At 65.8% G+C, this 26,019-nt stretch carries 23 protein-coding genes; 11 read left to right on the forward strand and 12 right to left on the reverse strand.

Translation table 11 applies throughout. The features are described 5' to 3' along the window. Window positions 1–37: 37 nt before the first annotated feature. Window positions 38–745, reverse strand: coding sequence for a GntR family transcriptional regulator (locus OVA12_RS13770; RefSeq protein ID WP_268138222.1), 708 nt, complete (start codon window positions 743–745; stop codon window positions 38–40). 104 nt (window positions 746–849) lie between these two features. On the opposite strand from OVA12_RS13770, the gene uxaC reads away from it, so the two are divergent. Genes uxaC through OVA12_RS13810 form a run of 8 tightly spaced genes read left to right on the forward strand, consistent with a single transcriptional unit; the run spans window position 850 to window position 8,599 of the window. Continuing rightward, on the forward strand, window positions 850–2,256 hold the full coding sequence (gene uxaC, locus OVA12_RS13775) for a glucuronate isomerase (protein WP_268138224.1): 1,407 nt from the start codon (window positions 850–852) through the stop codon (window positions 2,254–2,256). Between the two features lie 27 nt (window positions 2,257–2,283). Then, entirely contained in the window at window positions 2,284–3,264 is a 981-nt protein-coding gene (locus tag OVA12_RS13780; protein ID WP_268138226.1) for a TRAP transporter substrate-binding protein, read from the forward strand. Window positions 3,265–3,311: 47 nt separating this feature from the next. Next, window positions 3,312–3,848, forward strand: coding sequence for a TRAP transporter small permease (locus OVA12_RS13785; protein WP_268138228.1), 537 nt, complete (start codon window positions 3,312–3,314; stop codon window positions 3,846–3,848). A 1-nt stretch (window position 3,849) separates the two neighbouring features. Then, window positions 3,850–5,130: a TRAP transporter large permease gene (locus OVA12_RS13790; RefSeq protein ID WP_268138229.1), complete on the forward strand. Its 1,281-nt coding sequence runs from the start codon at window positions 3,850–3,852 to the stop codon at window positions 5,128–5,130. Window positions 5,131–5,137: 7 nt separating this feature from the next. Continuing rightward, window positions 5,138–5,452 carry a cupin domain-containing protein gene (locus OVA12_RS13795; RefSeq protein ID WP_268138230.1) on the forward strand — a complete coding sequence of 105 codons (315 nt, stop codon included), beginning with the start codon at window positions 5,138–5,140 and terminating at the stop codon, window positions 5,450–5,452. 26 nt (window positions 5,453–5,478) lie between these two features. Next, the gene (gene kduI, locus OVA12_RS13800; protein WP_268138232.1) at window positions 5,479–6,303 is read left to right on the forward strand and encodes a 5-dehydro-4-deoxy-D-glucuronate isomerase; all 825 of its coding nucleotides are present in this window, start codon (window positions 5,479–5,481) and stop codon (window positions 6,301–6,303) included. Continuing rightward, window positions 6,300–7,028 (forward strand): 2-dehydro-3-deoxy-D-gluconate 5-dehydrogenase KduD, encoded by a 729-nt coding sequence (gene kduD, locus OVA12_RS13805; protein WP_268138234.1) that lies wholly within the window; start codon window positions 6,300–6,302, stop codon window positions 7,026–7,028. The genes kduI and kduD overlap by 4 nt, the downstream gene beginning before the upstream one ends. 47 nt (window positions 7,029–7,075) lie before the next feature. Continuing rightward, window positions 7,076–8,599, forward strand: a complete 1,524-nt coding sequence (locus tag OVA12_RS13810; RefSeq protein WP_268138236.1) for a UxaA family hydrolase — start codon at window positions 7,076–7,078, stop codon at window positions 8,597–8,599. 3 nt (window positions 8,600–8,602) lie between these two features. Here the strand turns inward: OVA12_RS13810 and OVA12_RS13815 are convergent, their stop codons facing one another. Then, window positions 8,603–9,454: a helix-turn-helix transcriptional regulator gene (locus OVA12_RS13815; RefSeq protein ID WP_268138238.1), complete on the reverse strand. Its 852-nt coding sequence runs from the start codon at window positions 9,452–9,454 to the stop codon at window positions 8,603–8,605. A gap of 110 nt (window positions 9,455–9,564) precedes the next feature. Here OVA12_RS13815 and OVA12_RS13820 point away from each other — a divergent pair, with 110 nt between their 5' ends. Then, complete coding sequence (locus OVA12_RS13820; protein ID WP_268138240.1) at window positions 9,565–10,833, forward strand: cytochrome P450; 1,269 nt, start codon at window positions 9,565–9,567, stop codon at window positions 10,831–10,833. A gap of 202 nt (window positions 10,834–11,035) precedes the next feature. Continuing rightward, complete coding sequence (locus tag OVA12_RS13825; RefSeq protein ID WP_268138242.1) at window positions 11,036–11,356, forward strand: 2Fe-2S iron-sulfur cluster-binding protein; 321 nt, start codon at window positions 11,036–11,038, stop codon at window positions 11,354–11,356. Window positions 11,357–11,374: 18 nt separating this feature from the next. On the opposite strand, the gene OVA12_RS13830 is transcribed toward OVA12_RS13825, so the two are convergent. The 8 genes from OVA12_RS13830 to OVA12_RS13865 form a co-directional block, all read right to left on the reverse strand. Next, complete coding sequence (locus OVA12_RS13830) at window positions 11,375–12,070, reverse strand: response regulator (protein WP_268138244.1); 696 nt, start codon at window positions 12,068–12,070, stop codon at window positions 11,375–11,377. Beyond that, on the reverse strand, window positions 12,067–14,805 hold the full coding sequence (locus OVA12_RS13835) for a sensor histidine kinase (RefSeq protein ID WP_268138245.1): 2,739 nt from the start codon (window positions 14,803–14,805) through the stop codon (window positions 12,067–12,069). The genes OVA12_RS13830 and OVA12_RS13835 overlap by 4 nt, the downstream gene beginning before the upstream one ends. A gap of 12 nt (window positions 14,806–14,817) precedes the next feature. Next, complete coding sequence (gene kdpC, locus OVA12_RS13840) at window positions 14,818–15,372, reverse strand: potassium-transporting ATPase subunit KdpC (protein ID WP_268138247.1); 555 nt, start codon at window positions 15,370–15,372, stop codon at window positions 14,818–14,820. Between the two features lie 15 nt (window positions 15,373–15,387). Further along, a complete protein-coding gene (gene kdpB / locus OVA12_RS13845; RefSeq protein WP_268138249.1) occupies window positions 15,388–17,433 on the reverse strand; it encodes a potassium-transporting ATPase subunit KdpB in 2,046 nt (681 codons plus the stop codon). A gap of 9 nt (window positions 17,434–17,442) precedes the next feature. After that, complete coding sequence (gene kdpA, locus OVA12_RS13850) at window positions 17,443–19,134, reverse strand: potassium-transporting ATPase subunit KdpA (protein ID WP_268138251.1); 1,692 nt, start codon at window positions 19,132–19,134, stop codon at window positions 17,443–17,445. A 10-nt stretch (window positions 19,135–19,144) separates the two neighbouring features. After that, on the reverse strand, window positions 19,145–19,234 hold the full coding sequence (kdpF, locus tag OVA12_RS13855; protein ID WP_161676873.1) for a K(+)-transporting ATPase subunit F: 90 nt from the start codon (window positions 19,232–19,234) through the stop codon (window positions 19,145–19,147). A gap of 131 nt (window positions 19,235–19,365) precedes the next feature. Beyond that, window positions 19,366–20,442, reverse strand: coding sequence for a cellulose biosynthesis protein BcsN (gene bcsN, locus OVA12_RS13860; RefSeq protein ID WP_268138254.1), 1,077 nt, complete (start codon window positions 20,440–20,442; stop codon window positions 19,366–19,368). Continuing rightward, window positions 20,442–21,917: a hypothetical protein gene (locus OVA12_RS13865; RefSeq protein ID WP_268138256.1), complete on the reverse strand. Its 1,476-nt coding sequence runs from the start codon at window positions 21,915–21,917 to the stop codon at window positions 20,442–20,444. Before OVA12_RS13865 ends, bcsN begins: the two co-directional genes overlap by 1 nt. Here OVA12_RS13865 and OVA12_RS13870 point away from each other — a divergent pair. Continuing rightward, window positions 21,878–22,501, forward strand: a complete 624-nt coding sequence (locus tag OVA12_RS13870) for a hypothetical protein (protein ID WP_268138258.1) — start codon at window positions 21,878–21,880, stop codon at window positions 22,499–22,501. The genes OVA12_RS13865 and OVA12_RS13870 overlap by 40 nt on opposite strands. On the opposite strand, the gene OVA12_RS13875 is transcribed toward OVA12_RS13870, so the two are convergent. Together OVA12_RS13875 and OVA12_RS13880 are read right to left on the reverse strand one after the other, a co-directional pair. Continuing rightward, window positions 22,435–23,613, reverse strand: coding sequence for a glycosyl hydrolase family 8 (locus tag OVA12_RS13875; protein WP_268138260.1), 1,179 nt, complete (start codon window positions 23,611–23,613; stop codon window positions 22,435–22,437). The genes OVA12_RS13870 and OVA12_RS13875 overlap by 67 nt on opposite strands. After that, window positions 23,613–26,018: a cellulose biosynthesis cyclic di-GMP-binding regulatory protein BcsB gene (locus OVA12_RS13880; protein WP_268138262.1), complete on the reverse strand. Its 2,406-nt coding sequence runs from the start codon at window positions 26,016–26,018 to the stop codon at window positions 23,613–23,615. The genes OVA12_RS13875 and OVA12_RS13880 overlap by 1 nt, the downstream gene beginning before the upstream one ends. Between the last annotated feature and the right edge of the window lies 1 nt (window position 26,019).

Genomic DNA, 26,019 nt, shown 5'->3' on the forward strand with positions numbered 1-26,019 from the left:
CTGACCGGCATGGGGCCAGCCAGCCGAGCCGGAGAGATCAGTCCTCCACCAGCTCCTGGGCAAAGAACTGCATGTGCTCGGCGCGAATCCTGATGATCTGCTTTCGAATGCGGGCAAGGTGCTCGCGCATGTTCGGAACGGCCGTGCCGACGTCCCTTGCGCGGATGGCCTCCATGACACGCAGGTGATCCTCAAAGGCTTCGTTTGAGGCAAACGCGAGCGACAGGTAGCGAACCCTGTCCATATGGGCCTTGTTTTCCCGGATGATTTCCCAGGCGTGGCCATGGCCTGCCCTTTCGCAAATCTCGCGGTGAAACTGGTCATCAAGCGCCTGAAAATCCAATGGGCGCTTGTCGAGGATCGCCTGACGCTGCGCCTCGAGGATCGCATCCAGTACTGCATGATCCGTTGGCGTGAGCTTCAGGCAGGCGATGCGAACGGTCTCCGCTTCAATGGCTGTACGGATGAACTGCGCCTGCAGGACCGCGCTCTCGGAAATCACGGAGACCACCGTGGCGCGCTGCGGACGGATGGTCAGGAAGCCGAGCTTCGACAACCGATAGAACGCGTCGCGGACCGGTTGGCGCGAGACACCCATCGCCTTTGACACGTCCACTTCGGAAATCTTGGTTCCTGGCGGCAGATCAAGCGACAGGATCTGCTGATGCAAAGCGTCAAAGACCGCATCGGCAACCGACGGTCGGTTGAGCACTTCAAGGGCTCGCAGTTGCACTGATCCTGTCATCCGGACCTCCGTTGACTCAAGATGCATACTAGCATATTAGTTTTCTTGCCGACCACCAAGGGGTCACAGAACCGCAATAGTCGGCAACAGGGAGGAGAACAAGAGTGGCAAGCCTGAATCCAGACCGGCTGTTCCCGGCAGACCTCGAGAGCCGGGCGATTGCCCGGGATCTCTATGAGGATCTCCGCGGGCTCCCGATCGTCAGTCCGCACGGGCACACGGATCCGCGCTGGTTTGCCGAGAACGAAGCGTTTCCCGATCCCGCCCGGTTGTTCGTTACCCCTGATCACTACGTCTTCCGCATGCTCTGTTCGCAGGGCATTGCCCTGGAACACCTCGGCGTGCCCCGTGTCGACGGCGGCTGGAGCGAGCCCGACAGCCGGCGCATCTGGCGCCTGTTCGCAGAGAATTACCATCTGTTTCGGGGCACACCATCCCGGCTCTGGATCGATCACGCGCTTGGTGACGTGTTTGGCGTAACGCAGCGCCTGTCCGCCGACACGGCCGATACGATCTATGATCAGGTTGCAGATTGCCTCTCCCGCTCTGAGTACCGGCCGCGTGCCCTGTTCGAGCGGTTCAACATCGAGACGTTGGCGACGACCGAAGGTGCGCTCGATGATCTGCGCTGGCACAGGATGATCCGCGACAGCGATTGGGCCGGGCGTGTGATCACAACATATCGTCCAGATCAGGTGGTGGACCCTGACATGCCGGGCTTTGCTGATGCGGTCGAGCAACTGGGTCAGCTCACCGGAACCGATGCCACGAGCTGGAGTGGCTATCTCGAGGCTCATCGTCTGCGCCGGCTCTGGTTCAAGGAGCAAGGGGCAACGGCGACCGACCATGGCCATCCCACGGCGCGCACCGAGAACCTGCCGGCAACTGCGGCAGCGGCCCTGTTCGACAAGGTGTTGTCCGGTCGCTGCTCGCCTGACGAGGCCGATGCGTTCCGCGGACAGATGCTGACTGAGATGGCGCGGATGAGCCTTGACGATGGTCTGGTGATGCAGATCCATCCCGGCGCCGCCCGCAACCACAGTGCCAGTGTTCTTGCCACCTTCGGACGTGACAAGGGCTTCGATATCCCGACCCGCACGGATTACGTGCGGGCGCTGCGACCGCTGCTCGACGCCGTCGGCATGCGGGCCGATCTTACCGTCATCGTCTTCACGCTCGACGAGACGGCCTACTCGCGGGAACTTGCTCCGCTTGCCGGTGTTTATCCGGCACTGCGGCTTGGGCCTGCCTGGTGGTTCTTCGACAGTCCGGAGGGGATGTTGCGGTACCGCCAGATGACCACGGAAACGGCCGGGTTCTACAATACAGTCGGTTTCAACGACGACACCCGGGCGTTCTGTTCGATCCCGGCCCGCCATGATGTGGCACGGCGCGTGGATTGTGCCTTTCTTGCCGGTCTAGTCACCTCCGGGCGGCTTGATGGCGACGAGGCGCGCGAGGTCGCACACGACCTTGCTTACCGGCTTGCACGGCAAGCCTACCGGCTCTGACCGGGTTCATTGATGGGAGGAGATACCATGACTTTTCTGAAAATGACGGCAACTGCACTGCTGGCCGGCGTCCTTATGACTGGTTCGGCCCTGGCTTGCGAGACCACGCTGCGTTCATCCGACACGCATCCCGATGGCTATCCGACCGTCGAGGCGGTCAAGGCCATGGGCAAGCTGCTTGAAGAGCGCACCAAGGGCCGGCTCTGCGTCGAGGTGTTCCATTCGGCCCAGCTTGGTCAGGAGAAGGACACGATCGAGCAGACCAAGTTCGGTGTCATCGACATGAACCGCGTCTCGATGGGGCCGTTCAACAATCTGGTCGAGGAAACCAAAGTCGTCTCGCTGCCCTTCATCTTCCGCTCGACCGATCATATGCACAAGGTGATGGACGGGCCGATCGGCGAGGACATCCTGAAGGCGTTCGAGCCGCACGGCTTTGTCGGCCTGGCTTTCTTCGACGGTGGCTCGCGCAGCTTCTACAACTCCAAGAAGCCGATCACGTCCGTTGACGATCTCAAGGGCATGAAAGTCCGCGTCATGCAGTCGGACATCTTCGTCGACATGATGACCGCCCTTGGGGCCAATGCCACGCCGATGCCCTATGGCGAGGTCTATTCCTCGATCCAGACCGGTGTCATCGACGGGGCCGAAAACAACTGGCCGTCGTTTGAATCGTCCGGCCATTTTGAAGTTGCCAAGTACTACACGCTGAACCAGCACCTGATGGTTCCGGAAGTGCTGGTGATGTCGAAATCCAGCTGGGACAAGCTCTCGGCCGAAGATCAGGCCACGGTCCGTCAGGCAGCCAAGGATGCCGTTCCGATCATGCGCGAGCTCTGGGTCGCACGTGAAAAGGCGTCCGAGGCCAAGGTCCGCGCTGCCGGTGCCCAGGTCATCACCGACATCGACAAGAAGCCGTTCATCGACGCGATGAAGCCGGTCTACGACAAGCATGTCACCTCTGACAAGCTCAAGGGCTTGGTCGCCCGCATTCAGGCAACCGAATGACCTGATCCGGTCGCTCCGTGCCGCAAACGCGGCACGGAGCCTTTCCAATGCCTCAAGAAACGCGGGATCACATGCGCGCGCTTGCCGAATTCTGCGGGCTGGTTGCCCGTGCCGCCCTCTGGATCGCCGGGGTCGGCCTCTCCCTGATGACCGCGATTATCGCGGCACAGGTCTTCTATCGCTACGTGCTCAACAACAGCATCGTCTGGAGCGAGCCGTTTTCCGTCATCCTGATGGGCTGGTTCATCTTCTTTGGCGCGGCCGTTGGAATCCGCGAAGGCTATCATCTCAGCTTCGACATCCTGCTTTACGTGGTGCCAACACGGGTGAAGCTCGCCCTTTTCAGCCTGTCGGACCTGCTGGTCGGGCTCTTCGGAGCGGGTATGACCTGGTACGGCGGCCAGCTGATGCTGTCGGCCTGGAACACGAAACTCCCCTCGCTCGGCCTGACCGGCGCAGTTGATTTCATGCCTCTGGTCGGCGGTGGGGTTCTCATCCTGCTGTTCTCCGTGGAGCGGTTGCTGCGCCGCGCTGCGGGTCTGCCGACGGCCCGCTTCGGCGAAGTCGACATGGCGGAGGCGTGAGATGGAACTCTGGGTTCTCTTCGGCTCCTTTGCCGTCCTTCTGCTGATCGGCATGCCGGTCGCCTTCTGCCTCGGCATCTCGTCGCTGGCCACCGTGCTCTATCTCGGCCTGCCGCCGATGATCGTGTTCCAGCGACTGAATTCCGGCGTGTCGGTCTTTGCCCTGATGGCGATCCCGTTCTTCATCTTTGCCGGCGAACTGATGGTGCGCGGCGATATCGCCCGCCGTCTCGTGGCCCTCGCCGGAGCCGCCGTCGGGCACATGCGCGGCGGTCTGGGACAGGTCAACATAGCGGCCTCCGTCATGTTCGGCGGCATCTCGGGTTCGGCGGCTGCTGATGCCTCCGCCATCGGTGGCCTGATGATCCCGCAAATGAAGGAGCGTGGCTACGGCGTCGACTATGCGGTCAACGTCACGGTGGTGTCTTCGATCATCGCCCTTTTGATCCCGCCGTCGCACAACATGATCATCTATTCGATCTCGGCCGGCGGGCGTATCTCGATCGCCGACCTGTTCACCGCCGGCATCATCCCCGGGTTCTTGCTCGCAGGCAGCTTGATGGTCGCGGCCTGGTGGGTGGCGCGCAGCCGTGGCTATCCGACGGAAGCCTTCCCGGGCTGGGGCGCGCTGGCCGGTCTCTTCGCCAACGCCATCCCAGGGCTGCTGCTGATCGCGATCATCTTCTTCGGCGTGCGCTCCGGCGTCTTCACCGCCTCGGAAAGCTCCTGCATCGCGGTGGTCTACGCCCTGCTCGTCACCGTGATCGCCTATCGCACAATGACCTGGGCCAACTTCGTTGCCTCCACCATGGCGGCCGTGCGAACCACGGCGATGGTGCTGATGGTGATCGGCTGCGCGGCGTCCTTCGGCTGGCTGATGGCCCTGCTCAAGGTTCCCGCCGAGATGGTGGCACTGCTGCAGGGGATTTCGGACAATCCGATCGTCATCCTGCTGCTGATCAACGTGATCCTCCTGTTCCTCGGCACCTTCATGGACATGTCGCCGCTGATTGTGATCACCACGCCGATCTTCCTGCCGGTCGCCACCGCCTTCGGCGTCGATCCGGTGCATTTCGGGGTGATCCTGATCCTCAATCTCGGCATCGGCCTGTGCACGCCGCCCGTCGGGGCCGTGCTGTTCGTCGGCTGTGCCGTTGGCCGGATCACCGTCTGGGATGCGGTCAAGACGATCTGGCCCTTCTATGGCGCGGCCTTCGCAGCACTGATGCTGGTCACCTATGTCCCGGCGTTGTCGCTGTGGCTGCCATCCCTGTTCCGGTGAGGTCGCCATGCTGAAGACCTACCCGGCCATTGCCACGGACCCTGGCGTGACGCGCCAGGTCCTCAGCCACAGCCCCGAGCTGATGGTGGTCGAGTTCCGCTTTGACCATGCCGGGGCCGAAGGACGGCTACACAGCCATCCCCACATCCAGTCGACCTATGTCGAAAGCGGCCGGTTCCGGTTTTCGGTCGCGGGGCAAGCCCTGGAGGTGGCGCGCGGCGACAGCTTCGTCATTCCCTCGGGGGTGGAGCACGGCTGCGTCTGCCTCGAACCGGGCACGCTGATCGACACGTTCACGCCCCGCCGCGACGACTTTCTCTGACCTTTCGCCTTGCCAAGGACACACCCATGCTGACCGTTGAAACCCGCCACGCCATAGATCCCGACGCCGCCAAGCGCATGGATACCGCCGAGCTCAGGCGCAACTTCCATCTGGGCGAGCTGTTCCATGACGGCGAAATCCGCCTCGTCTACACGCATTATGACCGCATGATCGTCGGCGGTGCGGTGCCGGCCGGCGCGCCGCTTACCCTCGACCACGTGAAGGAATGCGGTACGGCGAGCATTCTCGACCGCCGCGAGATGGCCATCGTCAATGTCGGCGAAGCAGGCACCGTTGCGGCCGCCGGCGTGACCCATGCGCTGGATCGCGGCGACGTGCTCTACCTGCCGCTTGGCTCGGGACCGGTCACCTTTGACGGCAAGGGCCGTTTCTACATCCTCTCGGCTCCGGCCCACAGTGTCCATCCCGCGCGACTGATCCGTCTCGACGAGGCCGCGGTGGTCAAGCTCGGGGCGGCCGAGACGTCCAACGAGCGCACGATCTACCAGTTCGTCCATCCGGCCGTGATGACGTCCTGCCAGCTCGTCGTCGGTTACACCAGACTGCACAATGGTTCGGTCTGGAACACCATGCCGGCGCATCTTCATGACCGGCGGATGGAGGCCTATCTCTATTTCGACATGAAGCCGGAGCAGCGCGTGTTCCATTTCATGGGGCGCCCGGACGAGACGCGGCATCTGGTGATGAAGAACGAGGACGCCGTCGTGTCCCCGCCCTGGTCGATCCATTGCGGCGCGGGAACGGGCAGCTACACCTTCATCTGGGCCATGGCCGGTGACAATGTCGACTACAAGGACGTCGAGATGGTCGCCATGGAGGACCTGCGGTGAATCCGTTCTCGCTGGAGGGCCGGATCGCGCTGGTCACCGGTGCCAACACCGGCATTGGTCAAGCCATCGCCATCGCTCTCAGTCGCGCCGGGGCCTACGTCATCTGTGCCGGTCGTTCCTCTTCGGCAGAGACGGTCGCGCTGGCCGGCCGGGCGCGCGAGCTCCGGCTCGATCTGTCCGATCCACTGGCGACGCAGGATCTCTTCGCCCAGGAGGCGATCGACATTCTGGTCAACAACGCTGGTATCATCCGCCGGGCGGATGCGGTCGACTTCACCGAGGCCGACTGGGACGAGGTGATGGACATCAACCTGAAAGCGGTTTTCTTCACCAGTCAGGCTTTCGCCAGATCCGTGCTGGAGCGCAAGAGCGAAGGCAAGGTGATCAACATCGCTTCGCTGCTGTCGTTTCAGGGAGGTATTCGCGTTCCATCCTATACGGCATCGAAGCACGGTGTTGCCGGTCTCACCAAACTGATGGCCAATGAATGGGCAGCCCGGGGCATCAACGTCAACGCCATCGCGCCGGGCTACATCGAGACCAACAACACTGAGGCGCTTCGCGGCGATCCGGACCGGAACCGCGCGATCCTGGAGCGGATTCCCGCCGGGCGCTGGGGCCAGGCCAGTGACATTGGCGAAGCGGCGGTGTTCCTCGCTTCGCCCGCGGCCAGCTACATTCATGGGGCCGTCCTGAATGTAGACGGTGGTTGGCTCGCTCGCTGAGCCTGTCCGGAAATGCGGTTGAGCATCCTGAGAAGTGGAGACGCTTCATGAGCGCCCTGATCGTTCTCAATCCCGACGACAGTGTCGGCATCCTGCGCGAGCGCCTCGCCGTCGGCGCCGACCCGCTGGGCGTCGGCAAGCCCTTGCCGACGCCCTTGACCGCCGGCCACAAGATCGCGCTGCGGCCCATTCCGTCCGGCCAGCCGGTTTACAAGTTCGGGCAGATCATCGGTCAGGCGACGCAGGACATTGCGGCAGGCGACCATGTCCACAGCCACAACTGCGGCTTCGGGGCGCATGACCGCAGCTATGCCATCGGGGCCGATCTTGCCCGGGCCCGCGCGGCCATTCCCCGGCTGGCCCCACGCCAGTTTGCCGGCTATGTGCGCTCCGGCGGCCGGGTCGGTACGCGCAACTTCATTGCGCTCTGCGCAACGGTCAATTGCTCGGCCACCGTCATCCGCCGCGCCGCCCTTGAGCTGGAAGCCTCCGGCGTGCTGGCCGACTTTCCCAACGTCGACGGCATCGTCGCCTTTGCCCATGGCACCGGCTGCGGCATGGCCGGGGAAGGGCGCGGCTTCGACCTGCTCCAGCGCGTCCTCTGGGGCCATGCCACCCATCCGAATGTCGGCGCGGCGTTGTTTGTCGGGCTCGGCTGCGAAGTGATGCAGATCGCGCGCATGAAGGCGATGGCTGGCGCAGCCGGGGCGGACCATTTCCACGGGCTCACAATCCAGGACAGCGGCGGCACGCGTCAGACGATCGACGCGATCAAGGCCAGGGTGCTGGAGATCCTGCCCGCCGTGAATGCGGTCCGGCGCGAACCGGTGCCCGTCGCCGCGCTCAAGGTCGCGCTGCAATGCGGCGGTTCGGACGGCCTGTCGGGCATCACGGCCAATCCGGCGCTGGGCGCGGCCAGCGATCTTCTGGTGGGGCTTGGCGCCACCGTGATCCTGTCGGAAACGCCGGAAATCTACGGGGCTGAACAGCTGCTGCTGCGACGGGCCATCAACCTGGAGGTGGCTGACCGGCTGATCGCCTGTCTCGGTTGGTGGGAGCGCTACACCGCGATGAATGGCGGCAGCATGGACAACAACCCCAGTCCCGGCAACAAGGCCGGAGGCCTCACCACCATCCTCGAGAAGTCGCTGGGGGCGGTGGCCAAGGGGGGCTCGACGCCGCTCACCGCTTTCTACGACTACGCCGAGCAGGTGACGGCGCCGGGCCTCGTGTTCATGGACACGCCGGGTTACGATCCGGTCTCGGCAACGGGGCAGATTGCCGGCGGGGCCCAGATCGTGGTCTTCACCACCGGGCGCGGCTCCGCCTTTGGCTCCAAGCCAGCTCCGACCGTGAAACTAGCCACCAACGATGCCCTGTTCGCGTCCATGCCTGAGGACATGGACCTGAACTGCGGCGATGTTCTGAGCGAGAGTGTTCCTCTGTCTGACAAGGGGCAACAGATCCTCGAACTCCTCATCGCTGTTGCATCGGGCGAAAAGTCGAAATCCGAGCTGCTGGGCCTTGGCGACAATGAATTTGTGCCCTGGCAGGTCGGTGCGGTGATGTGAGGCTCAGAAGCCGGTGCTGCGCCGCAGCAGCGTCGGTGTCGTGCCGGTGAGCCGGCGGAAGTCGCGCGAAAAATGATAGGGATCGGCATAGCCGCAGCGCCGCGCGATCTCACCAACCGGATCGGTCGTCTTCGTCAGCAGGCGCCTCGCCTCGGCGATCCGCTCTTGGCGCAGGTAACTCATCGGCGTGCTGCCGCTGGCCGCCTTGAAGGCCCGGAACAGCTGCGAGGCGCTGAGGCCGGCGAGGCGCGCAAGATCCTCGATGGTCCAGGCGCGGGTGAGATCCTGCCGCAGCAGCTCGGCAATCCGCGCCATCTGAGAGCTGTCCTGCAGCCCGGAGAGGCCGCCGTCCCGCGCACCCGCCAGCACAGCGAGGAGCGCGGCCACCGCAGCATTGGCGCGGGCATCGGCCTCCGGCGCGGGATTTCCGGCCAGCGCGCAAACCTCCCGGAACACGGTCTCCAGGTCATGCGCGGGCTCGGGCCCGAACAGTGGCCGTCGGCTCACGTCCAGCAACCCGTACAGCGCATCGAGGCCGGTTCCGCGCAGGCCCATCCAGAGATAGCGCCAGGGCTCCGCCCCTGATGCCCCATGCGCATAGGGGCGCGAGGTGTCCAGCCAGAGCACCTGGCCCGGCTCGACCACATGCACCGCGCCGCCGATCTCGACACGGCCCTGGCCCGCAAGTGCAAGGAGCAGCACGTGGTCATGATAGCGCTTGCGCACCGGCTCCTGGCCGGGACGCGCGAGCCCCAGTCCGGCCACCTGCAGCGCGTAAGGCAGGGCTCCGGCCAGGCGGCCGGGCGTGTGGAACAGGATCTCCTCGTGCTCGAGGTCGCCGCGTGCGTTCACCATGCCTGATACAATGACCCGATATGCGAGTTTTGTCCATCTTGTGCGAGATGACGGCATTTTCCCTGATGAAAAGCCACGCTATCTTTTGGCAATCGAGGGAGAGTTCGACCATGCCGCACACAACTTCTGCCACGCCGGACACCGGTGTGACCGGCGACGATCTGGTGTTTGCGCCACTGGATCCGGCCTTCGCCGCCGATCCCTATGCCGCCTATGCCAGGCTGCGCGCGCGGGATGGCCTGACCTATTTCGCGGATTTCGACATTCACCTCGCCTCCCGCTTCGAGGACGTCTCGGCCATCGTGATGGACAAGACGATGGTGCGCTCGCTGGACGGGCTGGTGCCGCCGGAAGAGATCGCGGCACAGCAGCGTGCGGCCAACTGGCACGACATGCCGCATCACTCCCGTTTCGTGCAGTTCAGCCTGCTCGACAGCGATGGCGAGGTGCATGACCGGCTGCGCAAGGCGGTCTTCCGCCTGTTCACGCCGGCGATGGTGGCAAAGCTCCGCGATGACATTCAGGCCTATGTGACGCGCCTCCTTGACCGGCTGCTCGACCAGCGCGACATCGATTTCGTCGAGGATCTGGCTGCCGAAGTGCCCGGCCACATCATCGGCCGCCTCATCGGCGTGCCAGACGAGGACTGCCCGAAGTTGCGCAGCTGGTCGGAAAACATCGTCCAGTTCTTCGACATCGACCGCTCGGACGCGCGCAAGCAGATCGCCGAGACCGCGACGACGGAGTTCTATGAGTATCTGTCCGCGCTGAAGGCGGAGCGGCTGAAGGCCCCGCGCGCCGACCTCATCTCCGAGCTGATCAAGGCCGAGGTCGCAGGCCAGTTCAGCGAGGACGAGTTCATCTCCACCTGCATGCTGATCCTGATGGCCGGCCACGGCTCCACGATTGATGTGCTGGGATCAGGCATGCATTGCCTCCTGAAGTTCCCGGACCAGGCGGCCCGGCTGAAGGCCGACCCTGTGCTGCTGCCGACCGCGGTGCAGGAGATGTTCCGCTACGAGTCGCCGCTGCCGTTCTTCCATCGCTACGCCACCGAGGATGTGACCATCGCCGGCACGCCCTATCCGCGCGGCACCAAGTTCGGCCTGCTCTATGGCGCCGCCAACCGCGATCCGGCCGCCTTCGAGGCGGCGGACCGCTTTGATGTGGGGCGCAAGCCGAACCGGCACCTGGCCTTTGGCGGCGGGGCGCATTTCTGCCTCGGCAATCACCTCGCCCGCCTCGATATGGAAATCATCTTCGGCTCGCTGCTGGCCCGTACCCGCGCGATCGAGCTGGCCGATCCGGCCGTCACCTACAAGCGCGGCCTGTCGGTGCGCGGGCCGAAGCGGCTCGACCTGCGGCTGGTGCCCGTATGAGATCGGCCAGCAAAACAAGATCCTGATCGGGACCGGAGAGGAAACAAGGACAGCGGCCTCCCCCGTTGCCATAGGCGTCACCCCACCTGACCGCCTCGACCCCTCCGCCCTTTGCGCGCGGCAGGTGATCTCCGGACCGCCTGCCGCGTACAGTTTCGCAAGCAAACAGCCATCAGACCCCGGAAAACGGAGCCAGAGACCCATGCCCCGCATCACCTTCATTTCCGCCGACGGAACGCAGCAGGACGTCGAGGCCACGGAAGGCCAGACGCTGATGGCCGCTGCCGTGGCCCATGGCATCGAGGAAATCGCGGCGGAATGCGGCGGCGCTTGTGCCTGCGGCACCTGCCACTGCTACATTGAGGCTAGCCAGCTCGCCTTGCTGCCGCCGGCTGATGAGGCAGAAACGGCGATGATCGAATGTGTGATCGACCCGCGTCCCGAAAGCCGTCTGTCCTGCCAGGTGAAGCTCACCGCGGCGCAGGACGGACTGGTGGTGCATTTGCCCGCCAGCCAGCATTGAAGCCGGGCGGCTCCGCGATCAGCTCAGCAGGCGATATCCGACACCTGGTTCCGTGACGATGAAGCGCGGACTGGCCGGGTCATCATCAAGCTTGTTGCGGATGTGCCCGATGGCGATGCGCAGGTAATGCAGGTCGTCAACATGGGCCGGTCCCCAGACTTCGGTCAGAATCTGCCGATGGCTGACCAGGCGGCCGCCGTGGCGCGCGAGCAGGGCCAGGATGTCGAATTCCTTGCGCGTGAGCTTGATCTCCTGGTCCCCAACGGTGACGAGACGCCGCGCCAGGTCGACTGACAACGGCCCGACCTGAACGGTCGAGGGTTGGGCCTCGCTGTCGCCCCGCTTGCGTAGCAGAACGCGCAGGCGCGCCAGCAACTCGCCAGTGGCAAAAGGCTTGGTGACATAGTCATCGGCTCCCGCGTCCAGCGCGGCGATCTTTTCGGCCTCGCCATCGCGCACGGACAAAACGAGGATCGGCAGGCTCGACCAGCTGCGGATCTCGCGGACAACAGCCTTGCCGTCCATGTCAGGCAGTCCGAGGTCGAGAATGATCAGGTCGGGGTTACCAATCACCGCCCGCTCCAGCCCCTCACGCCCGCTGCCAGCTTCCAGAGTTTCATGGCCGGCACTCCCCAGTGCGATCTTCAGAAATCGCCGGATGGGGGCCTCGTCCTCGATGAGGAGAATGCGCGCGGACGCAGCGTTGGGGGTCATTGTTCGCTCTCCTCGTCCGTGTCTTCCGGTGGAGCCAGGGGCAGGGTCATCACCAGAGCAGCGCCCTGACCACCCGGGCCCGCGTCTGCACGCACCTTGCCGCCATGAGCCGCGACAAGGCCCCGCACGATGGCAAGACCCATGCCGGTTCCCGCGGGTGCACCATCGCCGCGAGCGGCCCGGTGAAACAGGTCGAATACCTTCTCCCGATCTGCGACTGGAATGCCCGGCCCTTCGTCGATGACCCGGATCTCCGCATTGCCCTTGCCATCAAGGCCCGCGCGGACCGTAATGGCCGTTCCGGCCGGAGCATATTTTGCGGCGTTTTCCAAAAGGTTGATCAGCGCCTGGCCAATCAGCACCGGATCGACCTGCAGCATCGGCAAGTCACGTGGCACTTCGACATGCAGGCTGTGGCGCATCAGGGTGCGTGCCAGATCGGACCGGACCCGGCCGATGATTTCCCGGATATCCACTGCGCCGCGTTTCGGCTTCAGTGCGCCGTGCCCGAGACGGGTCATGTCGAGCAGGTTCTGCACGTAGCGATCCAGCCGCCGGGCTTCGTCCAGCGCGGTCTCGACCAGTTCCTGCCGGTCGTCCCGGGGCAGGTCGGTGTCCGGATCGGCGAGGCTCGACATGGCGCCGATAACGGTGACCAGCGGCGTGCGCAGGTCGTGGCTGACGGAATTGAGCAGGGCGGCGCGGAGCTGGTCGCTTTCGGCGGCGACCCGTGCGTTCGACAGTTCCTCGGCCAGCCGGTTGCGCTCGATGGCCACGGCGACCTGATCCTCGACCGCGAGCAGCAACCGCCGTGTCTCCGGATCGGCTGCGCGCTGCGGATCGGCGAAGGCGACGCCGAAAACCCCGAAGGGCTTTCCAGCCGTTGCCAGCGGTGCGAACAGCCAGTCACTGCCCGGAAGGGTGCCGGTTCCCGTACCTGCGGCCTCGGCCTTCTCGAACGCCCACTGGGCTGCACCTGCGGCTCTGGCATCGAGATGTTCCTCGATGCTGGGATGGCCCTGAACCTGCTGCAGCGCCCCAGCCGCATCCGGTGTCAGGATTAGGGTGCGTGCATTCAGGGCCTTGGCGCCATGCGCCGCCGCGGCCCACAGGACGTCGTCGAACTTTGTGGCAGAGGCGATCTTGCGGGCGAAGGTGTAGAGCGTCTCGATCCGCGTCTGGGTCGCGCGCATGCTTTCGATCTGCGCCTTGAGCCGGCTGGCCAGATTGCCGGTGAACAGGGCGCCGAGCAGGAACACGGACAGGGCGACCACTTCCGATGGCTTGGCGACCGTCAGCGTCAGGATCGGGTCGATGAAGAAGAAATTGTAGCACAGGAATGCGAGCAGGCTGGCAAACAGCGACGGGCCAAGCCCATAGTGCGCGCCCACCAGCATGACCCCGAGAAGATAGAAGACGGTCAGCGCGCTGCTTGGCAGCAGGTCGATGCTCTCCACCGGCAGTCCAAGAAGCGTGGCGATTGCCGTCACGACGACGGCCGCAACGTAGCCGCGCGCCTGCGTGTCGATTCGTGGGCGGGCCACGGCCTTGCGCCGTTCGTTGCGGACGTTGGGCGTGACAACCGTGACTTCGAAGTCGGTCGCCCCATCAAGGAGGCGGTCCGAGACGGCTTCGCGGGTGAAGGCGGTTAGCCGCCGCCAGGGAGTCTTCTGCCAGCGCGGGCGGCCGATCAGCAGGCGGGAGACATTGCGCGAGCGGGCAAAGCGCAGCAGCTCGCCGGCGACATCAGACTCAGCCCTCAGCGTTACGGTTTCCGCGCCGAGCGTCTCGGCCAGCCGCATCGCATCCTGCATCTGCTGCTGTGCTTCCGCGCCCAGGGCCTCATGCGTCGGCGTCACGACGGTGACGGCCAGCCAGGGGATCTTGGCCCGCTCGGCCATGCGCTTGCCGGAGCGGACGAGGGTCTTGGCGACCGGTGCCTCGTTGATGCAGACCATCAGCCGCTCGCCGCTGGGCAGCGGCCCGCGCGTGGCCTTGGCCTGCATCAGCGACAGGATCTCCGCGTCGACCTGCCCGGCGGTGGTACGCAGCGCCATCTCGCGCAGGGCCGTCAGCTTGTCGCGGGTGAAGAAGTTCTCGAGCGCCTGACCGGCCTGGGCCGGGCGATAGATCTTGCCTTCCTTCAGCCGGTCGATCAGCTCGTCCGGCGGCAGGTCGATCAGCTCGATCGCATCCGCCTCGGCCACCACCGCATCCGGCACCGTCTCCTGAACGCGCGCACCGCTGATCCGGGTCACGGCATCATTGAGGCTCTCGATGTGCTGGATGTTGAGCGTGGTCAGGACGTCGATGCCGCTGTCGAGCACCTCCATCACGTCCTGCCAGCGCTTGGGATGGCGCGAGCCGGGCGGGTTGCTGTGCGCCAGCTCGTCGATCAGGGCAAGCTGGGGCCGCCGCTCGATCAGGGCGTCAATGTCCAGCTCGGTCAGGACCTGGCCCCGGTAGGGCACGCGCCGGCGGGGCAGGAGGGCAAGGCCGACCAGCTGCGCCGCCGTTTCCATGCGGCCGTGGGTCTCGACCAGGGCGGCGACCACGTCCACGCCGGCGCGGCGGCGCAGATGCGCCTCCTCGAGCATGGCGTAGGTCTTGCCGACCCCCGGTGCGGCGCCGAGGAAGATCTTCAGCTTGCCGCGCTTTTGGGGCGGCTCGCTTTCGGCCCGGGCTGCCTGCAGAAAGGCTTCCGGGGCAGGACGGTCATCCTCGGCTGGCGTCACGGCGCGGGATCCTTACTGGTAGAGGGCGTCGAGCGCCATGTTGAGCTCGAGAACGTTGACCCTTGGTTCACCGACGAGCCCGAGATGCCGGGGCTCCACAGTCTGAGTGACGAGCGCCCGGACCTTGGCCGGATCAAGACCGCGGGCGGCCGCAACGCGGGCGGCCTGGGCCAGCGCCGCGTCGGGGCTCACGTGCGGGTCGAGACCGGAGGCCGAGGCGGTCACGAGATCGGCCGGCTGCCGGCCGCCGCCGAGGGCCATCACCCGCTCCGCCACCGCCGCCTTGAGGGCGGCACTGGTCGGAGCAAGGTTGGAGCCCGACGACGACGCGGCGTTGTAGGGGCCGCTTGTGGCCGAAGGACGGCCATGGAAGTACCGCTCTGCCGTGAAGGCCTGGCCGACGAGGGCAGAGCCCACAACGGCACCGTCCCGCGTGACCAGCGACCCGTTCGCCTGGAACGGGATCACGGCCTGGGCGATGCCCTGGATGGCCAGCGGATAGGCGAGCCCGAGAAGCCCGGTGAAAAGCGCGACCAGATAGAGCGCAGGGCGCAGATGCTGCAACATGTTCCGTCTCCCGGATCAGACGAGGGCCAGCGTGTCGACAATGATGTCGATCAGCTTGATGCCGAGGAAGGGGGCGACAAGGCCGCCGATGCCATAGACGGCCAGATTGCGGGTGAGCAGGGCGGCCGCCGAGGCGGGGGTATAGCCCACGCCCTTCAGCGCGATCGGGATCAGTCCGATGATGATCAGCGCGTTGAAGATGATCGCCGACAGGATGGCGCTCGCAGGCGTGCCGAGCCCCATGATGTCGAGGACCCCCAGGCCCGGATAGGCCGCCACGAACAGCGCCGGCAGGATGGCGAAGTACTTGGCAACGTCATTGGCGATGGAGAAGGTGGTCAGGGCCCCGCGCGAGATGAGCAGCTGCTTGCCCACCATGACGATCTCGATCAGCTTGGTCGGATCGCTGTCGAGGTCGATCAGGTTGCCGGCCTCCTTGGCTGCCGGCGTGCCGGAGTTCATGGCCACGCCGACATCGGCCTGAGCCAGCGCCGGGGCGTCGTTGGAGCCGTCGCCGCACATGGCCACCAGCCGGCCTTCCGCCTGCTCGCGCCGGATCAGCTCCAGCTTCTTCTCCGGCGTCGCTTCCGCGAGGAAGTCGTCGACACCGGCCTCTGCCGCGATTGCGGCCGCCGTCAGCGGGTTGTCACCGGTGATCATCACTGTCCGGATGCCCATGCGCCGCAGTTCGGCGAAGCGCTCGCGGATGTTCGGCTTGACGATGTCCTTGAGGTGGACGACGCCGAGCACGCGGCTGTCGCGCAGCACCACCAGCGGCGTGCCGCCCGTAGTGGCAATCCGCTTCACGGACGCCTCCACCTGCGGGTCCAGCGCCCCGCCGACCAGAGCGCGGACGGCATCGCCTGCACCCTTGCGGATCCGCCCGCCGGACGGCAGGTCGACGCCCGACATGCGCGACTGCGCCGTGAAGGGAACAAAGGTGCCGCGCAGCGCCTCGTCCAGGTCGAAGCTGCCGAACTTGCGCGTGGCGAGCTGCACGATCGACTTGCCTTCCGGCGTCTCGTCAGAGAGCGACGCGAGCACGGCGGCATAGGCAAGATCCTTGTCGGCAACGCCCGGTGCGGGCACGAAGGCGTCGGCCATGCGGTTGCCAAAGGTGATCGTGCCGGTCTTGTCGAGCAGCAGCACGTCGATGTCACCGGCCGCTTCCACGGCGCGGCCCGACTTGGCGATGACATTGGCCTTGATCAGCCGGTCCATGCCGGCGATGCCGATGGCCGAGAGCAGGCCGCCGATGGTGGTCGGGATCAGCGTCACGAACAGCGCGATCAGATAGATCGGCGGGATCGTTGCCCCGGACCAGGCCGCGAAGAACGGCAGGGTCACGACGACCAGCAGGAACACCAGCGTCAGCGCGGCGAGCAGGATGTCGAGCGCGATCTCGTTCGGCGTCTTTGCCCGCTTGGCGCCTTCCACCAGCGCAATCATCCGGTCGAGATAGGTCTCGCCCGGCTTGGCGGTGACCCGGATGACCAGCCAGTCGGACACGACCGTGGTGCCGCCGGTGACCGACGACCGGTCGCCGCCGCTCTCGCGGATCACGGGGGCGGATTCGCCCGTGATCGCGCTTTCGTTCACCGAGGCAACGCCCTCGACGATCTCGCCATCGGTGGGGATGACATCTCCGGCCTCGACCAGGATCACCTTGCCCGGTTGCAGGAAGTCGGCGTTCTCAAGCGTGAAGCTGCTGCGGTCGGCCGCATCCTTCAGCACCTTGGCCGTCACGGCCGACTTGGTGGCGCGGAACGAATCGGCCCGGGCCTTGCCGCGTCCCTCGGCCAGCGCTTCGGCGAAGTTGGCGAAGAGGACGGTGAACCACAGCCAGACAGTGATCTGCAGGCCGATGGACACCGCCGGCCCGCCGGTCAGCGCCTCGCGCAGGACCAGGATGGTGGCCAGCGCCGACACAGTGGCCGTGGCGAAGATGACCGGGTTGCGCACCAGATGGCGCGGGTCGAGCTTGGTCAGGGTCTGCCACAGCGCCGGCATCAGGATGGCGGGCGAGAACAGGCCGATCTCGGACTTGGAATGTTTCGACATGGGAGGTCCTCAGAAGGTCTGTCCGGCCTGCATCGCGATGAATTCGGCGATCGGGCCAAGGGCGAGAACCGGAAGGAAGGTCAGGGCACCGACGATCAGGATCGTCACCAGCAGGAGGACGACGAAGACGGTGCTATGGGTCGGGAACGTGCCGGCGGTGGCGCTGGCCGGTATCTTGGCCGCCATCAGCCCGGCAATGCCGAGGATCGGAAGGATGTAGCCGAAGCGGCCCAGCAGCATCGCGAGGCCAATGAACACATTGTGCCATGGTGTGTTGGCGTTGAAGCCGGCAAACGCTGAGCCGTTGTTGCCCGTGGCGGAGGAATAGGCATAGACCAGCTCCGACAGGCCGTGCGGTCCTGCGTCCTGCACCGAGGTCGCCGCCGTGCCGGCCCAGATCGCCAGGGCGCTGAACACGAGCACGCCGACCGGCATCACGAGCAGGGACAGGGCGGCCAGCTTGATCTCCGGCGCCTCGACCTTCTTGCCGAGATATTCCGGCGTGCGGCCAACCATCAGCCCGGCGAGGAACACCGTCAGCACCACGAAGATCAGCATGCCGGTGAGGCCGACGCCGGCACCGCCATAGATGATCTCGCCAAGCTGCATGTTGAGCATGGCCACCATGCCGCCAAGCGGTGTCAGGCTGTCATGCATGGCATTGACCGAACCGTTCGAGGCGGCCGTCGTTGCCACTGCCCAGAGCACGGAGCCGACGAGGCCGAACCGGACCTCCTTGCCTTCCATGTTGCTGCCGGCCGGCGTGACGAACTCCGACAGGATCGGGTTGCCGGCCCGCTCGGCGGAATAGAGTGCGGTGAAGGACAGCACCAGAAGCACTGCCATCGCGGCAAACAGCGCCAGGCCCTGGCGACGGTCGCCGACCATGCGGCCATAGGTGAAGCAGAAGCCGACCGGAATGACCAGGATCGCGAGGATCGACAGGAAGTTGGTGAGCGCGTTCGGGTTCTCGAGCGGGTGGGCTGAGTTCACGTTGAAGAAGCCGCCGCCATTGGTGCCGAGCTGCTTGATGGCGAGCTGAGAGGCGACGGGCCCGACGGAGATCGTCTGTTGCGCGCCTTCGAGCGTGGTGGCCGTAACCGAGGCGTCCAGCGTCTGCGGCACGCCGAGGGCGGCCAGCACCAGCGCCAGAACCACTGCGCCCGGGACCAGAACGTAAAGCACGGCGCGGGTCATGTCGGTCCAGAAATTGCCGAGCAGCCGCGTCTTGCGGGCCGCAAGGCCGCGGGCAACGGCTGCGGCAACCGCCATGCCGGTGGCGCAGGACAGGAAGTTCTGCGTCGTCAGGCCGGCCATCTGGCTGAAATGCGACAGCGTTGTCTCGCCGCCGTAGGACTGCCAGTTGGTGTTGGTCATGAAGGACACCGCCGTGTTGAAGGCGAGGTGCCAGCTCAGGCCATCAAAGCCTTGCGGATTCAGCGGCAGCAAATGCTGCAGCATCAGGATTGAGAACAGGACAGCGAAGCCTGTGGCGTTGAAGACAACCAGCGACAGGGCATAGGCCGTCCAGCGTTGCTCGCCATGTGCCTTGCCTCCGATTGGGGCAAGGACGAGACGCTCCAGCGGGGCGAGGAACCGGATGTCGCCGGAGAAGACGGCGGCCATGTAGGCGCCGAGCGGCACCGCGAGGCCGACGAGGACGAGCAGATAAAGCCCGGCCTGGAGGAGATCAGCTTGCATCGCTGCCCCCTCAGAACCGCTCGGGCGCGAGGAGCGCGGCGAGAAGATAAACGAAGAGGCCGGCGGCCAGCGCCAGCCCCAGTGCAACGTCAAGTGTCATGGACCTGCCACCCTTGTTGAAAGGACGGCTCATCCATTAGGCCCGCGACGCGTAAAGGCGCGATGCCGGATGCGGCGGGTCAGCGTAAAGTTTGCGTAAAGACCGCAAGCCTTGTGGCTGACCTTCTTTGCTCAGGGCAGCGGAATGGCGCGAACGGCAGGTTTGGATTGCGCCTGCGCCAACGTTGCGACTGCCTGGGACGCTGGCTCTTGTGCAGTTGGAAGGGGCACCCGAACCGGTCCTGTTGTCATCGGCGCAAGTTTTGACACAGGGGCCGAGCCAGGCAACGGAACAAGGGTGGCGGCCGGCGCTGCGGCGCTTCCCGGCATCACTGCGGGCGCGATTGGTGTGGGAAGGGGAACGGTGACGGGCACCGGAGACGCTGTGGCCACAACCGGCGCAAGAGCGGGAACCTGCGCCGGCACTGGCGGCAGGCTTCCTTGTGCTGTTGGCGTGGTTGGGGCCGGTCGCGTGCGCCGAGCTGGCGTTATGGCTGTGTCCGGTTGGTTCGGCGCAGCGAGCAAGGTGTCGACGCTGGCGAGGGCGGGTGACACGCCCATGCCCGGCGTCTGCAGGCTCGACAGAAGGTTGGCGGACGAGATGCCCGGCACGGCAAGCTGCAGCCGCTGCATCAGGTCCACGGCAACCGTTTCCGTGAGGCCTGACCGGCACAGCCGGACCCGGATCTCGGCCAACCCGTCCTTGCGCGACTGGAAGAAAGACGCCTCGCCCGAGCTGCGCTGAACATCCTGCCACAGGTAATTGCAGCCGGAATTGTCGCTGGCGATGCCGAAGGGGCCATAGGCGTTGACGGGCAAGCGCGTGGACAGGCGCAACGCGCGGCCCGGAAAGGCTGCTGCCATTTCCTGCTGCAGCGTCGCGGCCGAGGGCGCTGGCTGTGATTTCCCGGGCACAAGCCGGATTTCGATGGCATTCTCGCCCCGGCTGCCGGCGTCTCCGGCGAGGGTGATGCGTTGCCGCTCGATCCCGCCGGAGCGGCTTTGCGTCACCGTGATGACCTGACCAGCGGCCTCTGGCAGGCGTGCCAGTGCCATCGCGGTGCCCACATCGCGCGGCGCTGTGTCGGTCAACGCAGACAGGGCGGCGTCATGATAGGCGGTAACTGCTGTGGGCACTTGCGCGCAGCCGGCGGAGCCAAGCACGGCAAGTGACAGCGCGAAACGGAGGGCGTTTCCGGCTTTCGTCATCATTCGCTGTCCACGATCAGAATGGGATCCAGTTCCTGCAGACCCGCGCGCGTCTCACGCGATGAGAGCTGCCGGTCGAGCAGGGTGAAGACCTCGCGGGCGGCGGTCTTCTGGCCGGTGTGGATCAGGGCCCAGCCGCGCAGCAACATCAGGTCGCGCGGCTCGGGCACCAGCAGGCGGCGCCGGTCGAGGGCCGCAAGAGTGCCGGCATAGTTTCCAGCCTCGAAGGAACTGGCTGCCGCCTGCGCCAGTGCAGCACTTGCAACTTCCTGCCGCCGTTCCGTGGGCTGATTGACGCTCTGCGCTGCCTCCACCGCATCAAAGGACCGCCCGACCCGCAACATGGCGAGGGACTTGCCATAGGCGGCATCGCGCGACGTCTTGCCGTCGCCGGACAGGGCGGCGTTGAAGGCAAGGGCGGCTTCCTCGGGCCGGTTGAGATCCATCAGGCACCAGCCCTTGAGCAGCGCAGCTTCGGCACCTGCGATCGAGACTGCAAGACGCAAACATGCCGCCGGATCGCCAGCCTTGCGCGCCTTCTCGGCCTTGGCTAGCGCGCCGCCGCCCGAGCGGCCTCCGTTGCTTGTCCGGGGCGCGGTTAGGGTCAGTCTTGCAAGACGCGGATAGCGCGGGGTGTAGGCGGCCAACAGCGCGGCCGCAGCAGCCTTGTCACCGAGCCCGAGCGTTGCCAGGACATGGCCTTCCGCGGCCTCGTCGTCGGCACCCCAGGCGAGCGCCATCTCGAACCACGCCGCTGCTGCCTGATGCTGTTTCAGCCCGAAGGCATACCAGGCCAGTGCAGATGCGCCCGGCGCAGACTGGCGAGCACGCACCGCATCGGCGAAGTCTTCGAGGCGGCCGTCGGTCGCAGGTCTTGGCGTGGCTGAAGTCAGGTCTTCCGCAACGAGGCCAACAAAGAGATCCTCCAGCGCGGTAGAGGTTTTACGGTTTTCGCGGGCGATCTGTTCGGCTTCCGCACCCCGGCCAAGCCCGGCCAGCGAGAGGGCCCGGCCCAATGTGGCATCGGCGGCCGCTGCCCCGGTTGTCGCTGTGCTGGCGCGCTCGAACAGGGCGAGCGCTTCGCCATGGCGCCCGGCGCGGCGGTGGAGCCAGGCCAGCAGGCGGGTGTTGATCATCTCGTTGTCGCCCTGCGCAACGGTACCTGCCGGCCTTGCAAGGACGTCGAGCATCGCCTGCGACGGGACCACATCCTGACGCAGCTCCAGATAGTCGGAGGCCCAGCGGCGGGCGAGATCGCGCTCCACGTCGGAAACATCGAGCCCCGGCACGGCCGCCTGGCGCAGCTCGTCAAGCAGCCGCTGCGATTGGCTGAGTGGCAGGACGGTAACGGCTTTCTGCGCAGTTGCGCGCTTGTCCGATGTTGAAACATCACCAGCGGCCAGCGCCAGCCGGTAAAGATCGAAAGCCTCGCCGGTTGCGCCTGAGCCACGGCATAGGCTGCTGCAACGCGCCACAGCACGTCCAGATCCGACACGGTCAGAAGCAGCGGGTCAGTCTCGACGGCAGCAATGACTTCGGCAGAGCGGCCCGCATCGGAGGCCTGAACGACGCGCTGGCGCGTTTCTTTCCGCGCCATTTTTTCCAGAAGTTCGACGGGTGGCTGCCAGGCCGCATCGCCTGCCTGACGGCGGGCAATTTCGCTCTTCAGCGCATCGAGCTGATCCTGGGCAAAGAGGTCCCACAGATCCTGGTTTGGATTGGCGCGGGCCGCGCCGGTGAAGAGATCCTTCGGCGGGTTCCAGCCGGGATGCAGCGTCCTGAGGCGGCGGATCTCGGCCTCGACGCGTTCGCGGTTGTTCTGGGCAGCGTAATAGCGCAGGGCGCTTTCATCGACGCCGCTGATCTGCGGATCCGAGGAGAGCACCGGGTCGGGCAGTGTCTCGGGTGCCGAGGCGAGCGTCTGGGCGCTGGCCGCGAAAGAGCCGCCAAACCCATGGACGAGCAGCGCAGCTCCAAGAAGAAGACGGGGTCTCACCAGCATTCGGGATACCTCTGCTTGACGGCGATGAGGGCAAGCGCCCTCAAGGTGGCGGGGTAATAGGGTTCATCACTTGGCGCGCTGAGGTCATCCGGCATCGGTGTGCCGTCCATGACACAGCGGACCAGATCGGCGACGGCGCGATAGCCGCGGTCGGTCAGCCGGTCGCCAGCCGTGTCGGTCAGGAGATCCACCACTTCCGGCGAACGGTTGCTCCAGGCTGCCGCAAAGGGGGCCAGTTGCTGCCGTTCGCTGGGTCCGGCCCAGGCGAGATACAGCGGCACGCGAATGGCGTTGTAGCCGAAGAGGGGCGGGAAGCCGTTGGCTGGAACCGGCGCTGCACCACCGAGCGCCACCCACTCGGCCGGCAGGTCGCGCGGCCCGAAGCGGCTTTCCGCCAGAAGTGCAAGGCCACTATCGCGCAGCCCAGTCCAGTCCAGCGCGCGGCGCGGTCCGCCATCCAGGGCGGCAAGGGCCGGAAACGCCGGAAAAACCCAGTAAGAGAGGTTGACCACAGGGCCATCCGGCCGCTCGGCTGCGGTAAAGCCGCTCGCGCCCGGCAAGAGCATCGCGCGCCCGGTCCTGTCGGTCACGACGAGATCCTGCATGGCCCGGACACGGGCGAGGGCGGCGTCCGTCAAGCGGCCATCGTTCCAATGCCGCCCTGCCTCGGCCAGCGCCCAGGCGATCAGCAGGTCGCCGTCGCTGGCGTTGTTTCGATCCGTCACCGAAGGCGTCGCCCCGGCTTCCCAGCGCCAGGCAGCCAGGCCATCGCCGCGCACGTCGAGATTGGCTCGTGTCCAGGACCAGATCCGGTCGAACGCGGGCCGGTCATCGGCCGCAACGGCCAGCAACATCCCATAGCCCTGGCCTTCGGAATGGCTGATGCCCCCGTTCGCGGTGTCGATGACACGTCCCTCGGCGGAAACGAAGCGGCGCTTGTAATTGTCCCAAAGGGCCGGCGCATCAAGGCTACCGGGCAGCGGGTTCGGCAGGATCTTCAGCTTGGCAACCTGTTGCGGACCGGCTTCAGGTGGCATGGATGGCTCGTTTCGCGAACTGGCAACCTCGCTCCACGGGCTCGTTCCACTGCCCTGCGACAGGACAAGCCAGCCGAGGAGAGCCACGCCGCACAGGGAGGCGGCCAGAGCGGCAAATGTACGCCAGCGCATCATAGCCCTGCCTGCCCACCGGACCGCAGCACCCTGGATGTCGTCAAGGCGAGGCCAAGCGCGGCAGCCAGCAGCAGTCCGGCGTAGACCAGCGGATTACCGGACAGCCACCCGGCAGCGACCAAACGCCAGTTGGCGATCGAGTCCGGTTCGCTGATGACATGGAACTGCGGTTGACCGGAATCAGTCGAGATCACGCCGGTCTGCATGTCGTATCTGGCTTCATGGCCGGTCAGCTGACGCCAGTTCTGGGGCGCGACGATATCTTCCATTGCAATGGCAAGCGCGGCGGGGCTCGGCGCAGTGACAACGGTCCAGAATGCTGCCTCTTCCTCTTGAGGCCGGCCTTGCGCGATGACCAGCGTCGTCCCTGCCGTCAGGGGCTTGCGGGGTTCGTCAGGTTGGAAGAACAGACCAGCGACGGTGGTCTCGATGCGCGACAGCGTGTTGCGCAACAGGTCACGTTCCACATGCGCCTGGGTCCAGCGCTGCATGGCTTCATCCGTCGAGCCATCCGCGCCGGTCTGCGCGATGTCCAGACCCTGCAGTGCCGGCTGGCCCTGATCCTGAGGTGTCCGAATGGAGCCAGTCATCACCGGTTCGCTGCGGTTTATTGACTGCAGCGAAACCACGCGGCGTTGCAGCGGGTTCGAGGCATTGACCATCTGCGGTGCCGCCCCGTCCAGCGCGGGCGCGGTCCAGGCGGCGCGCAGGCGCTCGCCGTCGAGGCCGACGGCGGCCATCGCGGCAGGCGACAGATCGCCAAAGGCACCGACGAGGATCGCTGCCGGTTCATGCGGTTGCGGCCGGCCGACGCGGATCGAGGTCGAGCCACCCTCATCCAGATCCATCCCGAGACGGACCGCAAGCGTACTGGCTGCTGACAGGAGATCAGGTGTCGCAAAGGGCACGTAGACCGGCACGTCACCGTCCGTCATGCGGGCGAGGCCACCCGACAGGCTGGCATTCAGCGACGGCAAACCAAGCAGCCGCGGGAAGGCTGGAATATCCAGCCTTGTTGCATCCACCAGCAGGAAACGTGGCGGCTCCTGCAGTGCGGCCAAGGTATCGCATTGCCGGTCGGCGCGGGCTTCGGTCTGCGTGGTGATCTCGATGCTGTTCAGTCCAGGGCGAAACGCCATGAGCGACAGGCGCAGGACCTTGTCGGAGAAAATGTCTCCGGCCGGATCCGACAAAGGCAGGCCAGCTGCCACCTCCCCATTGACGCGCACGACGATCTGGCTGGTCGGATCAAGACCCGCCGCATAGCCGCCCGCCAATGAGAGGTTGATCGTGCCTGTCTCTGCGGGGAAGAAGTCGTCTGGCATGCGCAGATCAAAGCGCGTGCGTTGCAGGCGCCCGTTGAATTCGCTCGTCCTGGCGCCGAGATCGGCCAGGGTCAAAGACGTTCCCGGCTGAACTGCCGCCGGTGTGAGCCGGGCAAAGGCTGCCCGTCCTTCTTCGGTCCCGGCAAGCGCGGCCATCGACAGTTCGCCGCGCCCGATCCGGTCGGCGAGGTCGTCCAGCGCAGCCTGGTCATGCGCGGCCGCGACGATGACAACAGAGCCATCGCCCTCGACCAGTGTCAGGTTGCCGGGCTGAGGCATGGCCGGACTGCCAATCGCGCGCAGCTCATCCGGCGTGCCGAGCAGCAGGGTGAGACCCGGCGCTGGCCGGGCGCTTCCGGTCACTTCCACGATCGGATGGGAAATGCCTGCATCGCGGGCGATCCGCGACAGAACGCGGATCGCCCGGGTCAGGGATTTCGTATCAGTCAGGTCGCCCTGCACGATCCGCAGGCGCTGGGCGCCGCGTGCATCCGGCGCGAGTGCGGCGAGATCCGGCAAGGCCTCAAGGCCGAGCGTGCCATCGGGGAACCGCAGCCCGGTGCGGGCCGGGTCGATGTCACTCCAAAGCTCATATGTGGAGGCGGTGTCGCAAGCCACACGGTGCCGCTGGCTGGCCGTCAGACGCACGGCGTTGAGGCCCGGTTGCAACAATCCGGCCGGGAGCTCGAAACGCATCAGTTGCGGCTGGCCAAAGGCCTTGATCTGCTGTTCGGCAACCATTTGTCCGTTGACTGACAACCGCAATGTCGAGCCTTCCGGCATGACGGACACGGCCGACGTCAGGGCCAGTTCGAAGGCGCTTTGTTGCGAGGCCTGTTTGCGGGTCAGATAGACCGGCCATTCGCGATGGTCGCTTTCGCCAGCCAGCCGGAGGCCGCCAGCCAACGCTGGAAGCAGACGGAATGTGCGATCCTGTGCGGCATCCGCGACAAGGGGTTCGGCCGCAAAGGCGGAACCTTCAACGCCAGCTGTCAGGGCCATGGCCAACAGCAGCTGCAGCGAAACGGCGCGAAGACAGGCGGCGCGGCGGGCGCGCCGTGACATCAAGCTGGTCATG

Source organism: Pannonibacter sp. SL95 (assembly GCF_026672425.1).
In the GTDB taxonomy this organism is placed as follows: Bacteria; Pseudomonadota; Alphaproteobacteria; order Rhizobiales; family Stappiaceae; genus Pannonibacter.

Bases quoted from the DNA above. Each gene is read 5' to 3' on its own strand.
- OVA12_RS13770 (WP_268138222.1), bottom strand. From the start codon at position 745: ATGACAGGATCAGTGCAACTGCGAGCCCTTGAAGTGCTCAACCGACCG.
- OVA12_RS13780 (WP_268138226.1), top strand. From the start codon at position 2,284: ATGACTTTTCTGAAAATGACGGCAACTGCACTGCTGGCCGGCGTCCTT.
- OVA12_RS13785 (WP_268138228.1), top strand. From the start codon at position 3,312: ATGCCTCAAGAAACGCGGGATCACATGCGCGCGCTTGCCGAATTCTGC.
- OVA12_RS13790 (WP_268138229.1), top strand. From the start codon at position 3,850: ATGGAACTCTGGGTTCTCTTCGGCTCCTTTGCCGTCCTTCTGCTGATC.
- OVA12_RS13795 (WP_268138230.1), top strand. From the start codon at position 5,138: ATGCTGAAGACCTACCCGGCCATTGCCACGGACCCTGGCGTGACGCGC.
- kduI (WP_268138232.1), top strand. From the start codon at position 5,479: ATGCTGACCGTTGAAACCCGCCACGCCATAGATCCCGACGCCGCCAAG.
- OVA12_RS13810 (WP_268138236.1), top strand. From the start codon at position 7,076: ATGAGCGCCCTGATCGTTCTCAATCCCGACGACAGTGTCGGCATCCTG.
- OVA12_RS13815 (WP_268138238.1), bottom strand. From the start codon at position 9,454: ATGGTGAACGCACGCGGCGACCTCGAGCACGAGGAGATCCTGTTCCAC.
- OVA12_RS13820 (WP_268138240.1), top strand. From the start codon at position 9,565: ATGCCGCACACAACTTCTGCCACGCCGGACACCGGTGTGACCGGCGAC.
- OVA12_RS13825 (WP_268138242.1), top strand. From the start codon at position 11,036: ATGCCCCGCATCACCTTCATTTCCGCCGACGGAACGCAGCAGGACGTC.
- OVA12_RS13830 (WP_268138244.1), bottom strand. From the start codon at position 12,070: ATGACCCCCAACGCTGCGTCCGCGCGCATTCTCCTCATCGAGGACGAG.
- kdpC (WP_268138247.1), bottom strand. From the start codon at position 15,372: ATGTTGCAGCATCTGCGCCCTGCGCTCTATCTGGTCGCGCTTTTCACC.
- kdpB (WP_268138249.1), bottom strand. From the start codon at position 17,433: ATGTCGAAACATTCCAAGTCCGAGATCGGCCTGTTCTCGCCCGCCATC.
- kdpA (WP_268138251.1), bottom strand. From the start codon at position 19,134: ATGCAAGCTGATCTCCTCCAGGCCGGGCTTTATCTGCTCGTCCTCGTC.
- kdpF (WP_161676873.1), bottom strand. From the start codon at position 19,234: ATGACACTTGACGTTGCACTGGGGCTGGCGCTGGCCGCCGGCCTCTTC.
- bcsN (WP_268138254.1), bottom strand. From the start codon at position 20,442: ATGACGAAAGCCGGAAACGCCCTCCGTTTCGCGCTGTCACTTGCCGTG.
- OVA12_RS13875 (WP_268138260.1), bottom strand. From the start codon at position 23,613: ATGCGCTGGCGTACATTTGCCGCTCTGGCCGCCTCCCTGTGCGGCGTG.
- OVA12_RS13880 (WP_268138262.1), bottom strand. From the start codon at position 26,018: ATGACCAGCTTGATGTCACGGCGCGCCCGCCGCGCCGCCTGTCTTCGC.